Source organism: Geminicoccus flavidas, from assembly GCF_009806515.1.
Classification (GTDB): domain Bacteria; phylum Pseudomonadota; class Alphaproteobacteria; order Geminicoccales; family Geminicoccaceae; genus Geminicoccus; species Geminicoccus flavidus.
Genome location: NZ_WUJP01000814.1, coordinates 1 through 4,190 on the forward strand (window position 1 = coordinate 1; position 4,190 = coordinate 4,190).

The window sequence follows — 4,190 nt, forward strand, 5'->3', positions numbered from 1 at the left end:
TCGGCCAGATCGGCCAGATGCCCGAGGACGTGTCCTACCAGGACCAGGACATCATCGAGGATGAGGGCTTCGATCGCTGAGCGCACGAACTAGGCGGCCGCCAGCCGGGCGAAAGCGGCCGTCAACATCCCCGTCGAGGCGGCCTTGAGCATGGAAGGCGGCGAAGTTCTGGTCAGACCGGCCGCCGAGGCGCAGGCGGAGCCGGCCAAGCCTGTGCCACGTCGCAAGGTCCTGCGCCAGTACGAGCTGGTCGACCTGGTGCGCGCCTATGACCCGGACGTGGACGAGGAACTGCTGGACCGCGCCTACGTCTTCACCATGCGCGCGCATGGCTCGCAGCTCCGCGCCTCGGGCGATCCCTATTATCATCACCCGGTCGAGGTGGCCGGCATCCTGGCCGGCCTCAAGCTCGACACCGCGTCGATAGCGACCGGCCTGCTGCACGACACGGTCGAGGATACCGTCACCACCAATGCCGAGCTGGCCCGGCTGTTCGGCAAGGAGGTGGCACGCCTGGTCGAGGGCGTGACCAAGCTCAACAAGATCGAGCTGCAGTCGGCCGAGACCGCCCAGGCCGAGAACTTCCGCAAGCTGCTCCTCGCGATGAGCGAGGACATCCGGGTGCTGCTGGTCAAGCTCGCCGACCGGCTGCACAACATGCGCACCCTGCACTTCATCAAGAACGAGGAGCGCAGGAAGCGGATCGCGCGGGAAACCCTGGAAATCTATGCGCCGCTGGCCGAGCGGATCGGCATGGAGGCGATGAAGGGCGAGCTGGAGGACCTGGCGTTCGCCGAGCTCTGGCCGGACTACCGGGAAGGCGTACTGCACCGGCTAAACACGCTGCGCCAGGGCGATGACGGGCTGATCGAGCGGGTCTGCACCGCGCTGCGCGAGACCCTGCATAAGGAAGGCATCGAGGCCGAGATCACCGGGCGGGTCAAGACGCCCTACTCGATCTGGCGCAAGATGCAGAACAAGAACGTCAGCTTCGAGCAGCTCTCGGACCTGATGGCCTTCCGGGTAATCGTCGGCACGGTCGGCGAATGCTACGCGGCGCTGGGCGTGATCCACGGCAAGTGGCAGACCCTGCCCGGGCGGTTCAAGGACTATATCAGCCTGCCCAAGCCCAACGGCTACCGCTCGCTACACACCACAATCCTGGGGCCCGAGGGCCGCAAGGTCGAGATCCAGATCCGGACCGCCGAGATGCACGAGGTGGCCGAGCTGGGCGTAGCCGCGCACTGGGCCTACAAGGAGGGCGAGCGGCCGCGCGACGGCCGGCAGTTCCGCTGGCTGCGCTCGCTGCTCGACATCCTGGAGCATGCCAGCGACCCCGAGGAGTTCCTCGAGCACACCAAGCTCGAGATGTTCCAGGACCAGGTGTTCTGCTTCACGCCGAAGGGCCAGCTGATCAACCTGCCTCGCGGCGCCACCCCGGTCGACTTCGCCTATGCAGTGCACTCGCAGATCGGCGATACCTGCGTCGGGGCGAAGGTCGACGGGCGCATCGTGCAGTTGCGTACCCAACTCAAGAACGGCGACCAGGTCCAGATCATCACGGCCAAGGGAGCCACGCCCTCCCCTGCCTGGGAGCGGTTCGTCGTCACCGGCCGGGCCCGCTCGCGGGTCCGCCGCTTCCTACGCCAGCAGCGCCGCTCCGAGTTCATCGACCAGGGCAAGGACCAGGTGACCAAGCTCGCCGAGCGCGAGCACCTTCCGTTCGGCGAGAAGCACCTGGACAAGGCCCGGACGGCGCTCGGGTTGAAGAGCGTCGAGGACCTGCTGGTCGCGGTGGGCGACGGCACGCTGTCGGCGCGCAGCGTGATCGACGCGGTCCGCACCGAGCTGCAGCCGGCCGAGCCGCAGGAAGAAACCTTGGTGCCCAACCGCGCCAAGGGCCTAGCCGTCGAGCAGACCGAGCATGCCGGCCCGATCCGCGGCCTGCCGCCGGGCGTGGCCTTCCATTTCGCCGGCTGCTGCCATCCCGTGCCGGGCGACGCCATCATCGGCCTGGTGCGCACGGGCAAGGGCATCGCCATCCACCGGGTCGAGTGCCGCACCGTGGCCGCGGAGGACGTGAGCGGCGCGCTCACCCTCGGCTGGAACGGGCAGCTGAACGGGGCCACCGCACCGGCACGGCTTACGGTCATGGCCACCAACAAGCCGGGCGCGCTCGGCACCATCAGCACGCTGATCGGCAAGCAGGGCGGCAACATCACGGACGTGCGGATGAACCGCAAGGACGACCAGCTCTTCGAGATCACCCTGGATGTCGAGGTCCAGTCGCGTGAGCAGCTCGACCAGATCCAGGCGGCCCTGCGCTCCAGCTCGATCGTCAACGGGGTCGAGCGGCTGCTGGTCGGCTGAAGAGCCCGAGGGCCGGGCCCCCGGTTCCGGCGGGCCGCCCTCAGGCGGCCCGGGCCAGATCCAGCGTGGCCCAGACCTCGACCATCGCCGCCACCAGCTGGTCGACCAGCTCGTCGTCATGGAGCGGCGAGGGCGTGATGCGCAGCCGCTCGGTGCCCTTGGGCACGGTCGGGTAGTTGATCGGCTGGATATAGATGCCGTGCCGCTCCAGGAGCAGGTCGCTGGCCTGCTTGCAGCGGACCGGGTCGCCTACGAACACCGGCACGATATGCGACGGGTTGGCCATCACCGGGATGCCGGCGGCGGCCAGCCGGTTGGCCACGGTCCGCGCGCGCTCCTGATGGCGCAAGCGCTCCACGTCGCTGGACTTCAGGTGCCGGACGCTGGCGAGAGCCGCCCCGGTCACGGCCGGCGGCAGCGAGGTCGTGAAGATGAAGCCGGACGCATAGGAGCGGATCGCGTCGACCAGGGCCGCGGAGCCGGCGATATAGCCACCCAGCGCCCCGAACGCCTTGGCGAGCGTGCCCTGGATCACCGTCACCCGGTGCTGCTCGCCCAGCATCTGGGCAATCCCGCCCCCCCTCGGCCCATACATGCCGACCGCATGCACCTCGTCCAGGTAAGTCATGGCACCGTAGCGCTCGGCCAGGTCCAGGATCTCGCGGACCTTCCCGAAGCTGCCGTCCATCGAGTAGACGCCCTCGAACGCGATCAGCTTCGGCCGTTCCGGGGCGGTCTCGGCCAGCATCTGTTCGAGATGGGCGACATCGTTGTGCCGGAAGATGCGCTTGGGTGCCCGGCCGTTGCAGATGCCCGCGATCATGGAGGCGTGGTTCTTCTCGTCGCTGAACACCACGCAGTCGGGCAGGAGCTTTGCCAAAGTGGAGAGCGCCGCCTCGTTGGCGACATAGCCCGAGGTAAACACCAATGCTGCCGGCTTGCCGTGCAGGTCGGCCAGCTCGCGCTCCAGCGCCACGTGCAGGTAATTGGAGCCGCTGATGTTGCGGGTTCCGCCGGCACCGGTGCCGTGCCGGGCGACCGCCACCTGGCCGGCCTCGACCACGCGCGGATCAGTGCCCATGCCCAGATAGTCGTTGGAGCACCAGATCACCACCGGGCGCGGGCCATCCGGCGTGTGCCGAAGCGCTCGGGGAAAGGACCCGACCTGGCGCTCGAGATCGCAGAACACCCGATAGCGACCCTCAGCGCGCACGGCCGTGACCGCCTCGCGGAAGATGCGCTCGTAATCCATCAACCCTGTCCCGGCTCCGTTGCAACGACTGCTAGCCGGCGGAATGTGGGCCCCCGCCGGCCAAGCATCCAGCGATACAACACCATCTCGGCCAGGATGTCGCGGGTGAAGCGGCTCAGGCGGCCGGTTCAGGCCGCCTGAGCATACGTGAACGCATCACCGCAGCGAGCCAGACTCGCCTCCAGCCGGATCCGATCGAAGGCGTCGTCGTGCAGGAACACGACGCCGCCGGTCTCGAAGCCGTTGAACCGGGTCTTCAGCGCGTTGCTGTAGGCCCCCATCTGGCCGACCTCGATCCAGTCGCCCTCGTCCATGTCGGCCGGCAGGAGATGCGGGCCCGGCATGGAATCGATGCTGTCGCAGGTCGGCCCGAACAGGTCATAGGGGATGAGCGGCGCATCGCCGTAGCGGCCGCCCACCCGGATGGCACGCAGCGGGAACTGCGGGCCGATCCACTTCAGCTCCGCCAGATTGCCGTACACGCCATCATTCAGGTAGAGCGAGGTGCCACGGCGCAACTCCACGCGAGCGAACACCGAGGCCCCATCGGCAACCAGAGCGCGTCCGG

General features: G+C 68.2%; 2 protein-coding genes and 1 pseudogene. 1 reads left to right on the forward strand and 2 read right to left on the reverse strand.

Annotated elements, in window-relative coordinates; all coding sequences use genetic code 11:
- The first annotated feature begins 150 nt into the window (after nucleotides 1-150).
- A complete protein-coding gene (locus tag EQG76_RS23385) occupies nucleotides 151-2,370 on the forward strand; it encodes a RelA/SpoT family protein (protein WP_159716789.1) in 2,220 nt (739 codons plus the stop codon).
- Nucleotides 2,371-2,410: 40 nt separating this feature from the next.
- Here EQG76_RS23385 and hemA read toward each other — a convergent pair whose 3' ends face one another.
- Together hemA and EQG76_RS23395 are read right to left on the reverse strand one after the other, a co-directional pair.
- Nucleotides 2,411-3,622 carry a 5-aminolevulinate synthase gene (gene hemA / locus EQG76_RS23390; RefSeq protein WP_159716786.1) on the reverse strand — a complete coding sequence of 404 codons (1,212 nt, stop codon included), beginning with the start codon at nucleotides 3,620-3,622 and terminating at the stop codon, nucleotides 2,411-2,413.
- Nucleotides 3,623-3,750: 128 nt separating this feature from the next.
- Nucleotides 3,751-4,190, reverse strand: a pseudogene (locus EQG76_RS23395) (hypothetical protein); the annotation flags it as partial.